At 67.2% G+C, this 18,913-nt stretch carries 18 protein-coding genes; 13 read left to right on the top strand and 5 right to left on the bottom strand.

Annotated elements, in window-relative coordinates:
- Positions 1–59 precede the first annotated feature (59 nt).
- Positions 60–590 carry a YqaA family protein gene (locus ACNA0R_RS02610; RefSeq protein ID WP_415824322.1) on the bottom strand — a complete coding sequence of 177 codons (531 nt, stop codon included), beginning with the start codon at positions 588–590 and terminating at the stop codon, positions 60–62.
- Between the two features lie 71 nt (positions 591–661).
- On the opposite strand from ACNA0R_RS02610, the gene ilvA reads away from it, so the two are divergent.
- From ilvA to ACNA0R_RS02580, 6 genes are all read left to right on the top strand, one after another.
- A complete protein-coding gene (ilvA, locus tag ACNA0R_RS02605; RefSeq protein WP_415824321.1) occupies positions 662–2,170 on the top strand; it encodes a threonine ammonia-lyase, biosynthetic in 1,509 nt (502 codons plus the stop codon).
- 84 nt (positions 2,171–2,254) lie between these two features.
- Entirely contained in the window at positions 2,255–3,151 is an 897-nt protein-coding gene (locus ACNA0R_RS02600) for a LysR family transcriptional regulator (RefSeq protein WP_415824320.1), read from the top strand.
- Positions 3,152–3,367: 216 nt separating this feature from the next.
- Positions 3,368–3,754 (top strand): cupin domain-containing protein, encoded by a 387-nt coding sequence (locus tag ACNA0R_RS02595; RefSeq protein ID WP_415824319.1) that lies wholly within the window; start codon positions 3,368–3,370, stop codon positions 3,752–3,754.
- 109 nt (positions 3,755–3,863) lie between these two features.
- The gene (locus tag ACNA0R_RS02590; RefSeq protein ID WP_415824318.1) at positions 3,864–4,868 is read left to right on the top strand and encodes a Bug family tripartite tricarboxylate transporter substrate binding protein; all 1,005 of its coding nucleotides are present in this window, start codon (positions 3,864–3,866) and stop codon (positions 4,866–4,868) included.
- Positions 4,865–6,106 carry a CaiB/BaiF CoA transferase family protein gene (locus tag ACNA0R_RS02585; RefSeq protein WP_415824317.1) on the top strand — a complete coding sequence of 414 codons (1,242 nt, stop codon included), beginning with the start codon at positions 4,865–4,867 and terminating at the stop codon, positions 6,104–6,106. The genes ACNA0R_RS02590 and ACNA0R_RS02585 overlap by 4 nt, the downstream gene beginning before the upstream one ends.
- Positions 6,106–7,272, top strand: a complete 1,167-nt coding sequence (locus tag ACNA0R_RS02580; RefSeq protein WP_415824316.1) for an acyl-CoA dehydrogenase family protein — start codon at positions 6,106–6,108, stop codon at positions 7,270–7,272. Before ACNA0R_RS02585 ends, ACNA0R_RS02580 begins: the two co-directional genes overlap by 1 nt.
- A 1-nt stretch (position 7,273) precedes the next feature.
- Here the strand turns inward: ACNA0R_RS02580 and ACNA0R_RS02575 are convergent, their stop codons facing one another.
- Genes ACNA0R_RS02575 through ACNA0R_RS02565 form a run of 3 tightly spaced genes read right to left on the bottom strand, consistent with a single transcriptional unit; the run spans position 7,274 to position 9,637 of the window.
- A complete protein-coding gene (locus ACNA0R_RS02575; protein WP_415824315.1) occupies positions 7,274–8,014 on the bottom strand; it encodes an IclR family transcriptional regulator in 741 nt (246 codons plus the stop codon).
- 27 nt (positions 8,015–8,041) lie between these two features.
- Entirely contained in the window at positions 8,042–8,593 is a 552-nt protein-coding gene (locus ACNA0R_RS02570; RefSeq protein WP_415824314.1) for an adenine phosphoribosyltransferase, read from the bottom strand.
- 54 nt (positions 8,594–8,647) lie between these two features.
- Positions 8,648–9,637 (bottom strand): LysR family transcriptional regulator, encoded by a 990-nt coding sequence (locus tag ACNA0R_RS02565; RefSeq protein WP_415824313.1) that lies wholly within the window; start codon positions 9,635–9,637, stop codon positions 8,648–8,650.
- A 291-nt stretch (positions 9,638–9,928) separates the two neighbouring features.
- Between ACNA0R_RS02565 and ACNA0R_RS02560 the strand changes: the two genes are divergently transcribed.
- From ACNA0R_RS02560 to ACNA0R_RS02530, 7 genes are all read left to right on the top strand, one after another.
- The gene (locus ACNA0R_RS02560) at positions 9,929–10,942 is read left to right on the top strand and encodes a M14 family metallopeptidase (RefSeq protein WP_415824312.1); all 1,014 of its coding nucleotides are present in this window, start codon (positions 9,929–9,931) and stop codon (positions 10,940–10,942) included.
- Between the two features lie 160 nt (positions 10,943–11,102).
- Positions 11,103–12,080, top strand: coding sequence for an ABC transporter permease (locus ACNA0R_RS02555; protein ID WP_415824311.1), 978 nt, complete (start codon positions 11,103–11,105; stop codon positions 12,078–12,080).
- Between the two features lie 51 nt (positions 12,081–12,131).
- Entirely contained in the window at positions 12,132–13,049 is a 918-nt protein-coding gene (locus ACNA0R_RS02550; RefSeq protein ID WP_415824310.1) for an ABC transporter permease, read from the top strand.
- Positions 13,046–14,044, top strand: coding sequence for an ABC transporter ATP-binding protein (locus tag ACNA0R_RS02545; RefSeq protein WP_415824309.1), 999 nt, complete (start codon positions 13,046–13,048; stop codon positions 14,042–14,044). Before ACNA0R_RS02550 ends, ACNA0R_RS02545 begins: the two co-directional genes overlap by 4 nt.
- The gene (locus ACNA0R_RS02540; protein ID WP_415824308.1) at positions 14,041–15,051 is read left to right on the top strand and encodes an ABC transporter ATP-binding protein; all 1,011 of its coding nucleotides are present in this window, start codon (positions 14,041–14,043) and stop codon (positions 15,049–15,051) included. Before ACNA0R_RS02545 ends, ACNA0R_RS02540 begins: the two co-directional genes overlap by 4 nt.
- Before the next feature lie 44 nt (positions 15,052–15,095).
- Positions 15,096–15,992 (top strand): alpha/beta hydrolase, encoded by an 897-nt coding sequence (locus tag ACNA0R_RS02535; protein WP_415824307.1) that lies wholly within the window; start codon positions 15,096–15,098, stop codon positions 15,990–15,992.
- 93 nt (positions 15,993–16,085) lie between these two features.
- Positions 16,086–17,234, top strand: coding sequence for a M20 family metallopeptidase (locus tag ACNA0R_RS02530; protein ID WP_415824306.1), 1,149 nt, complete (start codon positions 16,086–16,088; stop codon positions 17,232–17,234).
- Between the two features lie 166 nt (positions 17,235–17,400).
- On the opposite strand, the gene ACNA0R_RS02525 is transcribed toward ACNA0R_RS02530, so the two are convergent.
- Positions 17,401–18,912: a carboxylesterase/lipase family protein gene (locus ACNA0R_RS02525; RefSeq protein ID WP_415824305.1), complete on the bottom strand. Its 1,512-nt coding sequence runs from the start codon at positions 18,910–18,912 to the stop codon at positions 17,401–17,403.
- Between the last annotated feature and the right edge of the window lies 1 nt (position 18,913).

Below are 18,913 nucleotides of genomic sequence, written 5' to 3'. Positions count from 1 at the left end.
GAAGGGTTGGAGCGACGCATGGCTGACGCGGGACTGAAACAGGCCCCGGCACGGCGGTTTCAAGCGTGCGGAAACATCCAGATCAGGCTGCCCGTCATGACGAGATAGCGCAGGAATTTACCGATCGCCATATAGATCGCGCAAGGCCAGAAGGCCAGGCGCAGCCAGCCCGCCACGGCGCACAGCGGGTCACCGACCGCCGGCACCCAGGACAGCAGCAGGGCCGGCGGCCCCATGCGATGCAGCCAGTCCTGGGCCTTGCGGTGCCAGCGCCCGTGACCGGCGTGGGTGCGCGCCTCGTGGGCGCGATGCGGGTGTTTTTCCTTCCAGCGTTCGGCGGCGCGCCAGGCGCCCCAACCCATGGCGTAGCTGATCGCACCGCCCACGGTGTTGCCGGCGGTGGCGACCAGGACGGCCGGCCAGAACATGTCGGGCATGAGTTTGACGTAGCCGAACACCGCGGGCTCGGAGCCCAGGGGCAGCAGCGTCGCGGAAACCAGGCTGACGATGAAAATGGCGCTCAGGCCCACGTTGGGCAGGGCCAGCGCGGCCAAAAGCCAATTCACGGCGGACGTCAGGGCGGCTTCCATGCCGCGCAGTGTAGCCGGCCGCGGCGTCCGTGGTAATCTGCCCGACGCTTTCAATCCCGCGCCCGCTGTCCATGTCCACCGACTATCTGAAACGCATCCTGACTTCGAAAGTCTACGACGTCGCCGTCGAGTCTCCGCTGGAACCAGCCACCCTGCTGTCCCAGCGAATTTCGAACACGGTGCTGCTCAAGCGCGAGGACACGCAGCCGGTCTTCAGCTTCAAGCTGCGCGGCGCGTACAACAAGATGGCCAATATGGCCCCCGCGGCGCTGGCGCGCGGCGTCATCGCCGCGTCGGCCGGCAACCACGCCCAGGGCGTCGCCCTGTCGGCGCGCCGGCTGGGCTGCCGCGCCGTCATCGTCATGCCGACGACCACGCCCGACGTCAAGGTGGACGCGGTCCGCCGCCTGGGCGGCGAAGTCGTCCTGGCGGGCGAAAGCTTTTCCGATGCCTACACCCACGCCAAGGAACTGGAAAAGAAGGAAAAGCTGACCTTCGTCCATCCCTTCGACGATCCGGACGTCATCGCCGGCCAGGGCACGGTGGGCATGGAAATCCTCCGCCAGCACCCCGGCCAGCTCGATGCGGTGTTCGTCGCCATCGGCGGCGGTGGCCTGATCGCCGGCGTCGGCGCCTATATCAAGCAATTGCGCCCCGACGTGAAAATCATCGGCGTACAGACCGAAGACTCCGACGCCATGCTGCGCAGCGTGCGCGCCGGCCGCCGCGTGGTGCTGAATGACGTCGGGCTGTTTTCCGACGGCACGGCCGTCAAGCAGGTCGGGGCCGAAACCTTCAAGCTGGTGCGCAAGTACGTCGACGACTTCGTCGTCGTCGATACGGACGCCATCTGCGCGGCGATCAAGGACGTGTTCCAGGATACGCGCAGCGTACTGGAGCCGGCCGGCGCCATGGCCGTGGCCGGCGCCAAGCAGTACCTGGCCCAGCAGAAATGGAAGAACAAGACCGTGGCGGCGATCGCCTGCGGCGCCAACATGAACTTCGATCGGCTGCGCTTCGTCGCCGAACGCGCCGAAGTGGGCGAAATGCGCGAGGCGGTCTTCGTGGTCTCCATGCCGGAGCAGCGCGGCAGCTTCCGCAAGTTCTGCGAACTGGTGGGCAACCGCAGCGTCACGGAATTCAATTACCGCATTTCCGACGCCGTACGCGCGCACGTCTTCGTGGGTGTGCAGGTGACCTCGCCCGCCGAGCCGGAAAAGCTGGCCGCCAATTTCCGCCGTCACGGCTTCGACACGCTGGACCTGACGCACGACGAAATGGCCAAGACCCACTTGCGCCATATGGTGGGCGGCCGTTCGGCGCTGGCGCACGACGAATTGCTGTATCGCTTCGAGTTCCCCGAACGCCCCGGCGCGCTGATGCGTTTCCTGAGCGCTATGAATCCCAGCTGGAACATCAGCCTGTTCCACTATCGCAACCAGGGCGCCGACTACGGACGCATCCTGGTCGGCATCCAGGTGCCGCCGTCGGATAAAAAGCAGTTCAAGCAATTCATCGCCGAACTGGCGTATCCGTGCTGGAACGAGACTGAAAATCCGGCATATAAACTGATACTGTGACCCGGGCGCAGGCGTGGCGGGCCGGCCTGGTAAAGGGGGCCGGCAAGCGCGCGGATCGCGGGACATAACAGCGGAAGACGCCGGATGGACATCCAGCTCAACGACATCGCCTTGTTCGTCGAAGTGGCCAAGCGCAAGAACTTCAGCCATGCGGCTGAAGCGCTGGGCATTCCGTCGGCCACGCTGTCCAAGCGGGTCACCGAGCTGGAGCACCGCATCGGCATGCAATTGCTGACCCGCACCACGCGCCGGATCGACCTGACGGAAGCCGGCGCGCTGTATTTCGAGCGCTGCCGCCACATCATCGAAGAAGCCCGCGTCGCCCACGAACAGCTGCAGGATATGGCGGCCCTGCCCCGCGGCCGCCTGCGCGTTTCCATGGTTCCCAGCCTGGCCGCGCTGGTGCTGCCCGTGGTGATGCGCGAGTTCACCGACCAGTATCCCGACATCGAATGCGAGTTCGACGTGACGGAACGCCAGCTCGATCCGATCAGCAATCCCTACGACCTGGTGCTGCGCATGGGGCAGCAGCCGGATTCCAGCCTGATTTCGCGCCAACTGATGCTGATGGACCATCGGCTGTATGCGTCGCGCGCGTATCTGGAGCGCCACGGGCACCCGCTGACGCCGGCTGACCTGAGCCATCACGATTGCCTGCGCTTTCCGGGCGGCGACGGCAACGCATCGCAGTGGATGCTGCATTCCGGCAACCGCGTCGAACGCGTATCGGTGTTCGGCCGGCTGATCGCCAACAACGTCGGCATGCTGGGGCGGCTGGCGGCGCGCGACATGGGCATCGTGCCGCTGCCCGTTTTCGATGCCATGGAGAAGGCCATCTCCCAAATCGGGCTGGTGCGGGTACTCCCGGACTGGAGCCTGACGCCCATGCCGCTGTTCGCCCTGCTGCCATCGCGCACCGTGCCGGCGAAAACGCGCGCCTTCCTGGATTTCATCCAGCCGCGCCTGCACGACCGGCGCTGATTCCCCTCCTGTCTTGCGCTGGCCGCCACCCGGCTCCGGGCGGAGGTCGGCTTGCGCCCTTCCGCAGCCGTCCACGGCCCCGGCGGGCGCCCCCGCCGGGACGATCGTCCGAGCGGGCGCCCCCGCCGTCGCGGCCCCTCCACCGATTTGGTCCTTGACTCCGTTTTTCATGGTTGTGAAAATAGATTCACGTACAGAAAAACGGAGACAAGCAATATGACCGCAGCAACGCCCTCCTGGCTGGTCCGCGAGGCCGAGGTGCCCGGCTATCATCCCGCCAACCACCTGGGAACGACCAACCGGCGCCTGATCGGCCCGCAAAACGTCGGCGCCCGCAGTGTCGAGGTGATCCTGGGCGTCATCGAAAAAGGCAAGGGCGCCCTGCCCCATGCCCATCCCGGCATCGAGCAGGTCTGCTATCTGTTGTCCGGTACGGCGCGCGCCGAGGTGGACGGCGTGGCCGCGGATATGCAGGCCGGCGATTGCTGCTACTTCCCCCCCGACATTCCCCATGTTTTCACCGTCACCAGTGACGAGCCCGCCCGTTTGCTGGTGATCTACACCCCGCCCTACGAAGAGAACCCGGACCGCGTGATCCGCTGACGGCGGCAGCCATGCCCAAGCCGCCCATCGCGCGCCTGACACGTGCGATCCGGCGAACGAGTCCGGCGAAGAAACCCGGCATACAAAACAGAACCAGGAGACAAGCACCATGACGCACCTATCCTTCATCGCGCCCCTGGCGCGACGCGCCACGGCCACCGCGGCCGCCGCCCTATGCCTGGCCGGGGCCAGCCTGCTCGCCCCGGGCCAGGCCGCGGCCGCCTATCCGGACAAGCCCATCACGCTGGTGGTCCCCTTCCCGGCCGGATCCGGCACCGATGCCGTCGGCCGCATCTTCGCCACCGAACTGGGCCGCATCCTGAACGGCCAGGTCGTGGTGGAGAACAAGCCCGGCGGCAACGCCACGATCGCGGCCTCCTATGTGGCGCGCGCCAAGCCGGACGGATACACGCTATTCGTCACCACCAATACCTCCCATTCGGCCGCGCCTTACCTGATGAAAAACGTCCCTTACGATCCGGTCAAGGACTTCACGCCGATCGCGCGCGGCGGCAACCTGCCCTTCATCCTGGTGGTCAACCCCAAGCTGCCGGTCAAATCGGTGCGGGAACTGGTCGCCTACGCCAAGGCTCATCCCGGCAAGCTGACCTACGCCAGCGGCAACAGCACGGGCATCGTCGCGGGCGCCACCCTGGCCAGCCGCGCCGGCATCGACATCGTGCACATTCCCTACAAGGGCACGCCGCAGGCCATCACGGACGTGGTGGGCGGCCAGGTGGACATGATGTTCACCGACGTGGCGTCCGGCCTGCCCTTCGTGCAGTCGGGCAAGATGCGCGCGCTGGCCGTATCGACCGCGGCCCGCAGCAGCGTGGTGCCCGACATCCCATCGATGGAAGACTCCGGCATCCCGGACTTCGACATCAATTCCTGGAACGGCTATTTCGGCCCGGCCGGCATGCCGCCCGACGTGGTGCATACGTTGAACGCGGCCATCAATAAGATCGTCGCCGATCCCCAGGTGCGCAAGCAGCTGGCCGGGCTGGGCTTCGATGCCTTCAGCGGCACGCCGGAGGACTTTTCCGCCTTCGTGGCCCAGCAGTTGAAGCTATGGGGCAAATTGATCAAGGACGCGGGGATCCAGCAGGAATGACGAAAGACGCAGCAGCCGCACCCGGGAAGCACGCCGCCGCCGGCCCGCTGGCCGGGGTGCGCATCCTGGACCTGACCGCGGTGGTGATGGGACCGTATGCCACGCAGGTGCTGGCCGACCTGGGCGCGGACGTCATCAAGGTGGAATCCCCGGCCGGCGACAACATGCGCGCGGTCGGCCCGATGCGCAATCCCGGCATGGGCCATCTCTACCTGCACCTGAACCGCAACAAGCGGTCGATCGTGCTGGACCTGAAGCAGCCGGCCGCGCGCGATGCCTGCCTGGCGCTGGCCGCCGATTGCGACGCGGTGCTGTACAACATCCGGCCCCAGGCCATGGCCCGGCTGGGGCTGGACTATGCCGCCTTCGCGGCGCGCCAGCCGCGCATCGTCTACGCCGGCGCCTACGGCTATGCGGAGGGCGGCCCTTATGCCGGCCGCCCGGCCTACGACGACCTGATCCAGGGGCAGACCGGCATTGCCGACCTGTACCGCCGCCAGAGCCAGGACGAGCCGCGCTATGCGCCGCTGACACTGGCGGACCGCGCCGTCGGCCTGCACGTGGCGATCGCGCTGCTGGCCGCGGTGGTGCACGCGCGCGCCTCCGGGCAGGGACAAAGCGTGGAGGTCCCCATGTTCGAAGGCATGGCGCATATGGTGCTGGGCGACCACCTGGGCGGCTGGACTTTCGATCCGCCGCTGGGCGACACCGGCTATGCGCGCCTGCTGGCGCCGCACCGCAAACCCTACGCCACGCGCGACGGCCACGTCTGCCTGCTGATCTACAACGACAAGCACTGGCGCAATTTCTTCGATGCCATCGGCCAGCCGGAAATGGCGGCGGACCCGCGTTTCGCCACCCATACCGCGCGCGCCGCGCATATCGGCGAAGTCTATGCCTACGTCGCCCAGGTCATGCTGACCCGCGATACCCAGGACTGGCTGGCCCTGCTGGCCGCCGCCGACATACCGGCTTCGCGGCTGTACGGCATCGAAGACCTGGTGGCCGACCCGCACCTGCGGGCCACCGGCTTCATCCGCGCCATCGACCATCCCACCGAAGGGCGCCTGCGCACACCCGCGCCGCTGGGCCGCTTCGACCGCACGCCGACGGAACTGCGCCGGCCGGCCCCCCGACTGGGCGAACACAGCATCGAAGTCCTGCGCGAAGCGGGCTTCGCCGAATCGGCCATCCAGGCCTTGCTGGACGCCCAGGCCACCCACGACGGAACACGCTGATGGACTTTAGCTTCACGCCCGATCAACTGGCCATCCGCGACGCGGTCGAACAGGTCTGCGCGCGCTATCCCGACGACTACTGGCTGGAGCGCGACCGCGACGGCGGTTTCCCGCATGATTTCCATGCGGACCTGGCGCGCGACGGCTGGCTGGGCATCGCCATGCCGCCGGAATACGGCGGGGCCGGACTGGGGATGACCGAAGCCGCGCTGATGATGCAGACCATCGCCGCATCCGGCGCGGGCTTCGCCGGCGCGTCGGCCGTGCACATGAACATCTTCGGCCTGAATCCGGTGGTCGTATTCGGCGATGATGCGCAGCGCGCCCGCTGGCTGCCGGAGCTGATCGCCGGCCGCCACAAAGCCTGTTTCGCCGTCACCGAACCCGACGCGGGCCTGGACACCACGCGGCTGAAAACGCGCGCCGTGCGCGAAGGCGACCACTACGTGGTGCACGGACGCAAGATCTGGATCTCCACCGCCCAGGTCGCGCACAAGATGCTGCTGCTGGCGCGCACCACGCCCCTGTCGGAGGTCGCGAAACCCACGCAGGGGCTATCGCTGTTCTACACCGACCTGGACCGTGAACGCGTGGAAGTGCGAGAGATCGACAAGATGGGGCGCAAGGCGGTCGACTCCAACATGCTGTTCATCGACGGCCTGCGCATCCCCGTGGCCGACCGCATCGGCGAGGAAGGCCGCGGCTTCGAATACATCCTGCACGGCCTGAACCCGGAACGCATCCTGATCGCCGCCGAAGCCGTGGGCATCGGCCGCGCGGCCTTGTCGCGCGCGGTCCGCTATGCCAACGAACGGACGGTGTTCGGCCGTCCCATCGGCCAGAACCAGGGCGTGCAGCATCCGCTGGCGCAGGCCTGGATGCAGCTGGAAGCCGCCGATCTGATGGTATTCAAGGCCGCGTCACTGTATGACGCCGGGCAGCCCTGCGCGCCGTATGCCAACTCCGCCAAATACCTGGCCGCGGAAGCCGGCCACAACGCCTGCCAGACCGCGGTGCTGACGCTGGGCGGCATGGGCTACGCCAAGGAATACCACGTCGAACGCCTGCTGCGCGAAAGCTATATCCCGCGCATCGCGCCGGTCAGCCCGCAGCTGATCCTGTGCTTTATCGCGGAAAAAGTGCTGGGACTGCCGAAGTCCTACTGAATCAGATGGCGCTCTGCTCCAGCGCCGCGCAGGCGGCGCGCAGGATCCGCGCGTAGGCGTCCTGGTTGGGCTCGATGCGATACACCGGCGCGCCCACGGAAATGGCGTAGTGTTCGCCGCCCAGCGCCAGCGGCCAGGCGATCGCGCCGACCTCCGCCAGCGATTCGCCCAGGTTGCGAAACCAGCCGCGCTGCCGCGATGCGGCGATTTCCGCCAGGACTGCTTCCGGGTCCACCAGCGTCCTGTCGTTGTAGCGGGTCAAGGGCCCGCGCCGCAGCAGCTCCAGCTGTTTGGCCGGCGGCAGCGTGGACAACAAGGCCTTGCCCAGCGAATTGGCATGCAGCTCGCGGAATTCTCCGGCGACGGGCGCGTAGCGGATGGTGTGGGGGGAATCCAGCACCTCCAGGTAGACCACGCGATGCTCGGGCGTGAGCTTGGCGAACACCACGGTTTCCTGCGTGGCCTCGCGCAGCTCCAGCAGGCTGGGATACACGCGATCGCGCACCGGATCGTTGCGGGCGATCTGCTGCGCCATGGCCAGCAGCCGGCTGGTCGGGTAGTACCCGTTGCGGCGGCCGACCTCGTACAGATAGCCCAATTCCGCCAAGGTGCGGATCAGCGCCAGGCAGCTGGAAACCGGTACCTGCAGCAGGCGCGCCAGCTCCGAAAGCGCCAGCGGGCGCTTTTCGCGGGCAAAGACTTCGATGATTTCGATGACCCGCAGGGCCGTCTTGACGCTCATTGCGCTGCCGCCCGCCGCCAATGAGCCCTAGGCCGCTTCGTTCTCGAACCGGCAGACGGAGTACAGCGGCGTGCCCGTTTCCGCCACCGCCGCCGCGCCGTTCAGGAAAGGCAGGTCGATGATGGTGGCCGCCTCGACCACGTTGGCGCCCAACCGCTGCAACAGCTTGATCGCGGCGATCATGGTGCCGCCCGTGGCGATCAGGTCGTCGACCAGCAGCACGCGCTGGCCGGGGCGCACCGCGTCGGCATGCATCTCCACCGTCGCGTTGGCGTACTCCATCGCATAGGACTCCGCCACCGTGCGATACGGCAGCTTGCCCTGCTTGCGCACCGGCACGAAGCCCAGATTGAGTTCATAGGCCAGCACGCTGCCGATGATGAAGCCGCGCGCGTCGACGCCGGCCACCAGGTCCAGCCGCTGCCGCATATAGCGGTAGACGAACAGATCGATCAGGACGCGAAAGGTGCGCGGGTCCTGCAGCACCGGCGTGATGTCCCGGAACACCACTCCTGGCCTGGGCCAGTCCGGCACGCTGCGTATGGTGCGCCGGACGAGTTCGGCGTAGTCGGTTTGCATGATGGCGTCCGCCCTGGGGAGTGTGGGCCAAAACTATAACCCGCGCGGGGGGGTTCAAGCCAACGCCGGGCTCTTGCGCACGGACGATCCCAGCCGCCGGCGCGGCTTGCCGAGCGCGCGCGCCGGGCCCCGCGGTTCGGCCCCGATGTCGTCGATGCCGGCCAGCGATGCGGCGATATGGTTGATGAACTCCTCTACCATGCCAGGCAGCAGCCGGCCTTCCATGGTCTGCACCTGCAGGCGGCGCGCCGCCATTTCCGGATGCGCCAGCGGCCGTGCCACCAGGCCGCCGCGCTGCAGCGCCGATACGGCGGGCAGGTAAGGCCCGAGCATCACCCGATCCGAGTTGCGCACGAAGGACATCAAGGCCGCCGACAGGTTGCTGGTGAAGGTGGGTTCGAAGCGCAAGCCGTTCTGGCGCCAGCAGCGCTCCAGCAGCTTGCGCGAGGACGAGGCGGAATCGGCGCTGGCCAGCGGATACGGCAGCAGTTGATGCGGGGCGACGCGCGCCTGGCGCGCCAGCGGATGGGCGCGGCACATCACCGCATACACGGGCGCCGGCACGGAATGGCGCGTCACGGTCCCGACGCTTGGCTCGGCGCCGAAAGTCACGGCCAGATCGGCGTGGCCTTCCGCGACGCGGCGCACTGCATCGGCTTGCGGACAGACGTGCAGGCTGAACCGCGCGTGCGGGTGGCGCGCGCAGAAGGCCGACATCAATTCCGGCAGGAAATGATGGGATGGGCCGTCCGATGCAACGACACGAATGGTGCCGCTGGGCGCGCCCTTCAGGTCGCTGATATCCTGCAGCACGGCGTCCGCTTCCAGCAGCGTGCGGCGCGCGTGAACCAGCAGCAGCTCGCCGGCTTCGCTCAGCACCATGCCGCGCGCGACGCGCTTGAACAGCGGCGCGCCGACCTCGGCTTCCAGCTTGGCGATCTGCCGGCTGATGGCCGAGACGGCGACGTACAGACGCTCCGAGGCGGCGCTCAGGCTGCCCGCGGCGGCGACTTCGGCAAAATACTTCAGGGCGACACCGTGCATGGCCCCCTCCGAGGCAATGGGAGATTTGCCTTTTCGGCAATACAAGGACGAAATATTCTAATAGCCCTCGGCGGCGCACGCCCCTTAGAATCCTTACAAAAAGCCGGCAGGATAGCGGGCGCAAGCCGTGCCGGCGGGCTGCGGATACGCGGCCCGCGTTACTTCATCGTTACTCCTCACCGGCTGATTGCGTCGCCCGCTTCTGCTTTGCTCTGGATCATGGCATCACAGAATCCTCCATCCGATCCGCCGTCCGACTCCGGAAGGCGCCGCCCGCCCCTCGTATTCCCCATGCTGCCGAACCTGAACCGCGCGCCTGGCGCGTCGCTGCCCGACAAGGCGGCCCTGCCCGTCCGCCCCTTCGAACTGCCCTGCCCCGACCTGAATGTGGAGCGCGCGGGCAACACGGGAACCGAAGGCATCTGGCATTTCGAGTCGGGCCTGCCTGGCCCCAGCGTCATGCTGACCGCGCTGATACATGGCAACGAATTGTGCGGCGCCTGGGCCCTGAAGGCCGTGCTGGCGCATGGCGTGCGGCCGCGCCTAGGGGCCTTGACGCTGGCGTTCTGCAATCTGGCCGCCTTCGACCGCTTCGACGCGCGCAACTATGCCGCGTCCCGCTACGTCGACGAAGACCTGAACCGCGTCTGGAGCGACGACAAGCTGGCGGACGACAGCACGCAGGAACGGCGCCGCGCGGCCGTCATCCTGCCCTGGCTGAAGAAAGCGGACTGGCTGCTGGATATCCATTCCATGAGCAATTCCGTGGTGCCGCTGCAGTTGGCCGGCATGCAGCAGCGCAATATCGACCTGGCGCTGACCCTGGGCAATCCGGCCAAGATCATCTCCGATGCCGGCCACGCGGCCGGCGTGCGCATGCGCGACTACGGCCGGTTCGGCGAAGAGGGCGACAACGGCACACGTTCCCTGCTGATCGAATGCGGCTTCCATGGCGCGCTGGCCGCGCGCGAGGTCGCGATAGACCAGACCGCGCGCTTCCTGGTGGCATCCGGCATCGTCGAATCCACCGACCTGCCGGGCGCCTGGTTCGCCCCCACGGCGCCCAGCCAGGAGGCCTTGCGCGTCACCCACGCCATCGCCGCGAAAAGCGCCGACTTCCGGTTCGCGCAGCCCTGGAAAGGCCTGGAAAAACTGGCCAAGGCAGGCACCGTCATCGGCTGGTCGGAAGGCGAACCGGTGGTCACGCCCTACGACGACTGCGTGCTGATCATGCCTTCGCTCGCCAATGTGCGCGCCGGTGTTACGGTGGTTCGCCTCGCCAGGCCGCTTGCGCAACAAAGCTGACGGCCGCCGCGCAGTGCTTTCCGGGATCCCCGGCATGCTCCCCGATGCCTGCGATCCCGTTACCACGCTTTACCCGGCTACCCCGCGCGCGCCGGCCGCAGTAAAGTAGCGGCCAAGCGCTTGCGCGACATCCAAAAGACATCATCCGGGGAATTGCCGCGTGGCATTGTTCATCCTGCGCCGGCTCATCCAGAGCCTGTTCGTACTCATCGCCGTATCCATCGTTGTTTTCTTCGCCGTCTATGCGATCGGCGATCCGATCGAACTCCTGGTCAGTCCCGAAGCCAGCCTGGCCGACCGCCAGCAGATGATCGCGCGCCTGGGCCTGGACCTGCCGGTGTGGCAGCAGTACGCCGGTTTCGTATGGCGTGCCCTGCACGGCGACATGGGCACCTCTTTCGTGCAGGGTGTCCCGGCGATTTCGCTGATCCTGCAGCGGCTGCCCGCCACCTTCGAGCTGGTGGTGGCCGCCATGCTGCTGACCTGTCTGATCGGCATTCCGCTGGGCCTGCTGGCCGGACTGCGCCGCGATACGGCGCTGGGGCGGGGCATCCTGGCCACGTCGGTGCTGGGCTTTTCCCTGCCGGCCTTCTGGCTGGGCATGATGCTGATATTGATGTTCGCGGTATGGCTGGGATGGCTGCCCGCTTCCGGCCGCGGCGAAACGGTCAGCGTGTTCGGCATTCCGTTTTCCTTTCTGACGCGCGATGGGCTCGCCCACATGGCGATGCCCGCCCTCAATCTGGCGCTGGCCAATGTGGCGCTGGTGCTGCGCATGACCGCCTCGGGCGTCGCCGAAGCGGAAAGCCAGGAATACGTGAAGTTCGCGCGCGCCAAGGGCATACGGCCGGCCCGCATCGTCGGCCGCCACATCCTGCGCAACATCCTGATCCCGGTGGTGACCGTGGTGGGCATGGAGTTCGGCCACCTGATCGCCTATTCGACCATCACCGAAACCGTTTTCGCCTGGCCGGGCATGGGCAAGCTGCTGATCGATAGCGTGTACCAGCTGGATCGGCCGGTGGTGGTGGCCTACGTCATGTTCGTAACCTTTCTGTTCGTGCTGATTAATCTGGTCGTCGACATCCTGTACGCCGCGCTCGATCCGCGCGTACAGCTGGCCGCGCCGGCGCATTGACCTTTAACCCGCACCTGCACCCCATACTCGCACCGACACATTCCGCCCGCCATGCCCGATTCCGTTTCCACCGGCCGCACGCGCACCGTCCAGCCCCTGGCCGATACGCCCAGGCGCTCGGCCATACTGCGTAGACTGCACGGCCGGCCCACCGCGCGCGGCACGCTGATCGTGCTGACGCTGCTGGCGCTGGTCATCCTGATCGCGCCTTTCTTCGCGCCGCAGAATCCCTACGACCTGTCCAATCTGAGCATCATGGACGGCCGCCTGCCGCCGCGTTCCGCGTCCATGGACGGCCACATGTACTGGCTGGGAACGGACGACCAGGGGCGCGACATGCTCAGCGCCATCCTGTACGGCATCCGCATCAGCCTGTTGGTCGGCCTGTCGGCCGTGGCCATCGCCACGGCGCTGGGCAGCGCCGTGGGCCTGCTGGCCGCTTATGCGGGCGGCCGCATCGATGCGATGCTGATGCGCCTGGTCGATTTCGTGCTGGGCTTTCCTTCCATTCTGGTGGCCCTGGTGCTGCTGGCGGTGCTGGGACGCGGGGTCGATAAAGTGATCCTGGCCCTGGTGCTGGTGCAGTGGGCCAACTATGCCCGCATCATGCGCGGCCGCGCATTGCAGGAACGGCGCAAGGAATACGTCGAAGCCGCCATCAACCTGGGCTTTCCGGCATGGCGCATCATGCTGGTCCATCTGCTGCCCAACTGCATCAGCCCCGTGCTGGTGTACGCCACGGTGCAGATCGCCCATGCGATCGCGCTGGAAGCGACGCTGTCCTTCCTGGGCGTGGGCGTGCCCATTACCGAGCCTTCGCTGGGGCTGCTGATCGCCAACGGCTTCCAGTATCTGCTGTCCGGCGATTACTGGATCAGCCTGTTCCCCGGCCTGGCCCTGCTGTTTCTTATCCTGACCATCAACATCCTGGGCGATCGCCTTCGGGAAAGCCTGGATCCGCGCCGATGAGCGAGCTTCTGTTGGACGTGCGCGGCTTGCGCACCGCGTTTCATACCACCGCCGGCGCCTGGCCGGCCGTCGACGGCGTGGACTTGACGCTGCGCCGCGGCGAAATCCTGGGGCTGGTGGGGGAATCCGGCTCCGGCAAATCCGTGACCGGCTTTTCGCTGATGGGCCTGATCGACCCGCCCGGCGAGATCGTCGCGGGCGAGGTCCGCTTCAAGGGCGAAGACCTGCGCAAGCTGAGCGAAGAAGGCATGCGCCGCCTGCGCGGCAACCGCATCGCGATGATCTTCCAGGATCCGCTGATGACGCTGAATCCGGTGCTGCGCATCGGCGAGCAGATGGCCGAGACCATACTGACCCACGAAAACGTCAGCCGCGCCGAAGCCATGTCGCGCTGCGCGGAAGCCTTGGCCATGGTGGGTATTCCTTCGCCGAAGGCGCGCCTGCGCAGCTTTCCACACGAGTTTTCCGGCGGCATGCGGCAGCGCGTGGCGATCGCCATCGCCTTGTTGAACAACCCCGACCTGATCATCGCCGACGAACCGACCACGGCGCTGGACGTGACGATCCAGGGCCAAATCCTTTACCGCATGCAGGAAATCTGTCGTACCCGCAATACCGCGCTGATCTGGATTACCCACGACCTGGGCGTGGTGGCCGAACTGGCTGATCGCATCGCCGTGATGTACGCCGGCCGCATCGTCGAAACCGGCCCGGTGAACGAGGTCCTGGACGCGCCGCGCCATCCCTATACGCAAGGCCTGCTGCGTTCGATGCCCGGCACCGCCCAGCCGGGCACGCGCTTGCGGCAGATCGACGGCATGGCGCCCAGCCTGGCGGCGCGCCCTTCCGGCTGTCCCTTCCGCCCGCGCTGCGGCAATGCGGTCACGCGCTGTACGGAGCAATTCCCCGGCGTCACCCGCGAAGGCCCGCCCGGGCCGGCGGGGCGCAGCTTCCATTGCTATGTGCCGGTGAATGTTGCGGGGAGCCACCAATGAATGCGCCGGTCATTGAACTACGCGACATCCACAAACGCTTCGAACAACGCCCCGACCTGGCGCAGCGCCTGCTGGCGCTGACCGGCCGCCGCATCGACCGCGCGGTAGTGCATGCCGTCAACGGCGTGAACCTGACGATCGCGGCCGGCGAAGTGGTCGGCCTGGTCGGCGAATCCGGCTGCGGCAAGTCCACGCTGGGACGCGTGGTCGCGGGCCTCTACGAACCCAGCCAGGGCGAGCTCCGCTACAACGACCAGCCGGTCAGCCAATTGCGCGGACGCGAACGGCTGGACTACGTGCTGGGCGTGCAGATGGTGTTCCAGGATCCGCAGGCCTCGTTGAACCCGCGCCATCGCGTCCGGCAGATCCTGGGCGAAGCGCTCAAGGTGCACAAGCTGGCCCCGCCCAACGAAATCCCCGCGCGCGTGGACAGCGCGCTGGCCGACGTCGGCCTGGGCACCGATTACCGCGACCGCTTCCCGCACCAGATCTCCGGCGGCCAACGCCAGCGCATCGGCATCGCCCGCGCCCTGATGGTGCAGCCGTCCTTCCTGGTCTGCGACGAACCGGTCGCCGCCCTGGACGTGTCCATCCAGGCCCAGGTCATCAACCTGTTCATGGACCTGCGCGAGCGCAATAATTTCACCTATCTGTTCATCAGCCACGACCTGGGCGTGGTGCGACACATCTCCGACCGCGTCGCCATCATGTACCTGGGCCGCATCGTCGAAACCGCCCCCGCCGCGGAAATCTTCGCGCGCGCCAACCATCCCTATACCCAGGCACTGTTGGCCGAAGTGCCCGACGTCAAACGCCGCGGACGCAAATTCACGCCCATCCAGGGCGAAATCCCGTCGCCCCTGGCGCCGCCGCCGGGCTGTACCTTTCATCCGCGCTGCCCGCACGCCATGCCGCGTTGCCGCGAGCAGGTGCCGCCGCTGGAAGAGATCGCGCCCGGGCACTGGTCGGCCTGCCATCTGAACGATCAGGGCGCGGGCACCGCCTGACGCCGGGGCGCGCACCTATCCGGATAACGACTTCGCAGAGCATCATGGAAACCTCCAACGCCGAACGCATCAGCCTGGACCTGAACCACGCGGGCCGCAATGCCATTCCGTATATCGACGAAGACCGCAACAGCGACCGCCCCTTCACGCTGAACACCTACCGCCCCTACGGCTACACGCCGGACCGGCCGGTGGTGTTCGTCCAGCACGGCGTGCTGCGCAACGGCGACGACTACCGCGACTTCTGGGTCCCGGCCGCCGACAAGCACAAGCTGCTGATCGTCGCGCCGACCTTCTCCAATGAGATCTGGCCCGGCGTGGAAAGCTACAACAACGGCCGGGTCTTCACGCCCAGCGGCAACGTGCGGCCGGTATCGGCGTGGACCTATGTGCTGGTGGAGCGCATCTTCAACGACCTGCGCACCGCCGGCGTCACCGAGGTCGAACAGGCGTATCTGTTCGGCCATTCCGCCGGCGGGCAGTTCGTGCATCGTCTCATGAGCAGCCAATCGCATGCGCCCTTCAAGGCGGTGACGATAGGCAATCCCGGCTGGTACACGCTGCCGACCTTCGATCACGCTTATCCGGAAGGCCTGGATGGCGTCGGGCTGACGCAGGACCATCTGGTCCGCCTGCTCGGCTATCCCATGACCATCCTGGCGGGCGACCAGGATATCGTCACCGACGACCCCAACCTGCCGTCCGAGCCCGCGGCCAAGCGCCAGGGGCCGCATCGCTATGCGCGGGCGCATAACTATTTCGAGGCCGGCAAGCGCGAGGCCACGCGCCTGGGCGTGCCCTTCAACTGGACCCTGCAATCCGTGCCCGGCATCGGCCACGACGGCAAGGCCATGTCCGCCGTCTGCGCCAGCCTGTGGTTCGAAGGCCGCATGCCGGATGACGCGGAGATGGCCAGGCTGGCCGGCAAGACGGTCGCCTGATCGACGTCACGATATAGAACAACATGGTGATGTGCTGGCGGGCATCCGCCGCGCAACAACGTCATGCATCGCGTAGCTTAGAAAGGAACAATCATGTCAGCTCAACCCAATGTCTCCGCCCTGCCGACATCGGCCGCCATCGCCGCCGGCCTGCGCCCGTGGATCGAATGCGAATCGCCGACCAGCTCACCGGCGGGCGTTGCCGCGATGGCGCGGCTGGTGCAGGCCGAAGCCCAGGCCGCCGGCCTGCGCACGGAGCTGAAGTCCCTGGGGGACAGCACCGGCCCGCTGCTGGTCGTCACCAACCGCGCGGCCGACGACACACGCCCGGGCATCCTGATCCTGGCCCACATGGACACCGTCCATCCCGTCGGCACGCTGCTGGAAACGCCCTACCGCATCGAAGGCGACAAACTCTACGGCCCCGGCTGCTATGACATGAAGGCCGGCATCTATATGGCCTTGCTGGCCATGGGCCGCCTGGCCACGCCCGGCTCGACCCGCCTGCCCATCGACATGGTGCTGGTGCCCGACGAAGAAACCGGCAGCCACGCATCGCGCGCCGCCATCGAGGCCTACGCCCGCAACGCCCGCTACGGCCTGGTGTGCGAACCGGCGCGCGCCAACGGCGGCAAATGCGTCACCGCCCGCAAGGGGACTGGCATGGTGCGGCTCAGCGTCAAAGGCCAGGCCGCGCACGCCGGCGTGTCCCACGAAAAAGGCCGCAGCGCCATCCGCGAGATGGCGCACCAGATCCTGGCCATGGAAAGCATCACCGACTACGAGCGCGGGGTCACCGTCAGCGTCGGCACCATCGAAGGCGGCACGGCGACCAATACCGTCCCCGCCCTGTGCCGCTGCATCGTCGACTTCCGCGTGCCCGACATGCCGGCCGCCGAAGACACGCTCAAGCGCCTGCGCGGTCTGCAGCCGGTGGGCCAGGACGTCACCCTGGACCTCGACGTCGAACTGAACCGCCCGCCGATGGTGAAGACCGAAGCGACATCCCAGTTGCTGGGCAAGGCCCGCCTGTTCGCCACCGCCGCCGGCTTCACGCTCGACGACGCGCCCATGACGGGCGGCGGCAGCGACGCCAACTTCACCTCCGCCATGGGCGTGCCCACGCTCGACGGCCTGGGCGCCGATGGGGACGGCGCGCACACGCTGCACGAACACATCCTGGTCAGCACGCTGGCCGCGCGCACGCAGTTCTGGTATTTGCTGTTGAAGGATCTGGAGTAGCGGCGCCCGCGCCAAACGAGGCGGCCCGCTACATGGGCGGGCCGTATGTCCAACCTGGGGACATCACCGGTAATAAAGCCGGGAGAGGTATGGCCAGGGCAGCGCCGCAAGTCTAGCAGGCGAGACCGGCAACCGGATCATTTGGCGCGATGCAGATCGTCCAGCATTAAACGCTCGGCCAGGGCAGCCGATACGACAACCCCGCCAGATCATTCACCGGTCCGATCACGGTATCGAACCGCATCGTCGTGCGCTGCGCCTCGTCATACGGCGCCCAGCACGGCAGGCCGGCATGGTTGGGATCGCCGCTGCGGGCGAATGCAAGCCAGGCCTGATGCATGGCATTGGCGATGCCCTGGAATTCCGTCTCGTCGCAGCCTTTCAGCATGGGCGAGTCGCGCCAGTTGTCGCGGTTGTTGAAGACGAAGGGAATTTCCAGGCAGTGGCAGGACTTGAATCCCGGCGCCGGCGATTGCCAGTCGAACTGATAGACGTAAGCCGGACGTCCCGCCCTGGCCTGGCCTTCGGCCAATCGCAAACTACCCATGCGGAAAACCTGATCCGTCGTCAGGTCGCCCAGCATGACGGCCGGCGTGGGCACCGCGCGCAGGCGGCGGAATTCGTCGTAGTACTCCTGGTAATGCGGGCCGCAGAGACGCTCGAACACTTGCCTGGCCGTGGCCTCGTCGGCATTCAGCACCGCCTGGTCGACGCAATGGAAGGCGGCCATTTCCTCGCGCGTCGTGCCCACGATCACATCGACGTCCGCCCCGGCGCCGGCCTGCAAGCGTTCGACGATATTGCCCTCGATGATGCGCCCGTCACGCACGGGCGAAAACGGCAGCGACAGCACGGCAAAGCCCGCCAGGCTGCGCGCCAGCTCGCCCTGCGCGGCCAGCAGCTTCTGCACCGGCGCCTGCTTCAGCGCCGCTTCATCGCCCGGCTCTATGCCGACGAAATGCGCATAGCGCGCGCCCAGTTCCGCCGCTTCGGCCGCGCCCCGCGATGGGCGCCCCATGCCGGGGCTTTGCAGGATGGCGCGGCGGAACAGGCCCTTGGCTTGCGGCATGGTCATCATGGCGGCGATCGAACCGCCGCCCGCGGATTGCCCCACCACCGTCACGTTATCCGGATCGCCGCCGAATGCCGCGATGTTGTCGCGTATCCAGCGCAGGGCCTGCATCTGGTCCAGCAAGCCCATATTGCCTTCGCTGACACCGGGCAGGTACAGGAACCCCAGCGCGCCCAGGCGATAGTTCACCGACACGAAGACCACATCGCCATTGGCCGCGAAGCGATCGCCCGCGTACCAGTCCAGCGATCCCGCGCCGCTGGAATAGGCCCCGCCATGCAGCCACACCATCACCGGCCGGCCGCGCGCGTCCGGATTGGGCGTCCACAGTGTCAGCGTCAGGCAGTCCTCGCCTTGCGGCCGCTCGAAGTCGCCCATGATGTGCGCCAGCCGCGAACGCCCCTGCGGCGCGATGGGCCCGTCTTCCAGCGCGTCGCGCACGCCGCTCCAGGCGGCATGATCGCGCGGCGGCTCGAAGCGCAGCTCACCCACGGGGGGCGCCGCATAAGGAATGCCGCGAAACACCGCGACACCGTTTTCCACGCGGCCGCGCAGCTTGCCGGCGCGAGTGGCGACTTCCGGCATGGATGGTCTTGCGTCGTTCATG

It is taken from the genome of Bordetella sputigena (assembly GCF_965137885.1).
Lineage (GTDB): Bacteria > Pseudomonadota > Gammaproteobacteria > Burkholderiales > Burkholderiaceae_B > Bordetella_C > Bordetella_C sputigena.
This window is presented reverse-complemented; position numbering and strand designations above follow the sequence as displayed.